The 1597-nt window shown below is 67.6% G+C and carries 1 protein-coding gene; it reads right to left on the minus strand.

Annotated features, from left to right (window positions below; translation table 11 throughout):
• A partial coding sequence (locus VGS97_RS16580; RefSeq protein ID WP_326854436.1) for an MFS transporter occupies positions 1-1061 on the minus strand: 1061 nt, incomplete at its 3' end.
• Positions 1062-1597 lie beyond the last annotated feature (536 nt).

Genomic DNA, 1597 nt, shown 5'->3' on the forward strand with positions numbered 1-1597 from the left:
ATCAGCGGCAGCAGGCGTATTCCGGTGGCGAGGATCGAGTCGCGGCGGATCTGCTCGAAGTACAGGACCTGTGCGATCGCGATCCCGACGAACGCGTACTGGGCGACGAGCCCGACGACGTTGGCGGTACTGAAGGACGAGTTCCGGAACAGCGGCAGGTGCAGCATCGGCCTGCGCGAGCGCGCTTCGACAACGACGAACGCGAGCCCTGCAAGGAGTGCGACGCTGAACGCGACGATGATCTTGCCGGCGCCGAAGCCGTCTCGGCCGCCCTCGATGACCGCGTAGTTGAGCGACGCGATCGCGACGATCGCCAGCAGCAGCCCGGGCGGATCGAGATGGCGATCCGGATGGCGGCTGTCGGGCACGAACCCGGGGGCGAGCGCGAGAACCGCGACCGATACCACGACGTTCACCAGGAACACGCTGTTCCACCGGAAGGCCTCGATCAATCCTCCCGCCGACAGCGGACCGATCGCGAGGCCGAGACCGGAGACGGCGGTCCACACGCTGACCGCCGTTGTTCGCTCGTGCGGGTCGGTGAAGGCATGAGTCACGATTGCGAGGCTGTTGGGAAGGATCATCGCCCCGCCGACGCCCATGATCGCCTCGCCGGCGATCACGCCGGCGGGACTGGCCGCGAGGAACGCAGTGAGGCTCCCAGCGCCCATCACCGCCGCTCCGGCCGCGAATACCTGGCGGCGGCCGAGGATGTCCCCTACCGTTCCGGCAGACAGAACGAAGCTCGCCACCAGCATGGAGTAGATGCTCGCGATCCACACGAGATCGGCGCTCGAGGCGTGCAGGCTCTGCTGAATCGGACCAAGCGCCGAGACCGTCTGGGTGATATTCAGGAAGGTCATCATCATCCCCAGGCAGACCACCCCCAACCCGATCCAGCGGCCGCGATCAGGGCGGATCGGCGCCAAGGCCCCGGTGCCACCGCGGGGCGCAGCACCGGGGTCCTGACCTGGTCGCCAACGCGCCTGACTGAGAAGGCGGCCGGTCGATTCATCTCGCGACACGGTTCTCGGCTCCTCCGATTCGAAGGTGAACAGCACCGTGCCTCGGGGTCCAGGTACGCCCAGCCCAGTGGCTGGGCGGCAATGTGCGTGTCATGCCGCGAGTGTTCCGCCGGCCGTGCCGCGATCGCATCTACGAGTCCCTAATCTGACTTCTCGCGGGCCCGGAGGCGCCCGCACACTGCCCAAGGGCACGGGGCCAAGTCCGGTCCGACCAGACCGGCGGCCGCGAGCACCTCGACCGAGTCCTCCCTGGCGACTGAGCGTCTCGATCCGCGCGAGTGTGTCCGGCGCGCCGGACTAGGGCTTCCTTGATGCGAACGCCGCCCTAGCCCGGCGATGCTCTCGTTGTAGTCGAGCAAGAACCGAGGCAACACGACACGTGACCTCTACAGCAGCTAGGAGCCAGACCATGACGGCAACGAAGAACCAGACGATCCAGCCGCAGTTCCGCACCATCGACGGGTTGTCGATCCGCTTCGCCGAGAGCGAGGACCGGGGCGACCACGCCCTCCTGCTGAACCCGTGGCCCGAGAGCCTGTTCGCCTTCGAGCCGATGTGGGCGCGACTGGCCG

The organism is Actinocrinis sp. (assembly GCF_035946395.1).
GTDB lineage: Bacteria > Actinomycetota > Actinomycetes > Streptomycetales > Catenulisporaceae > Actinocrinis.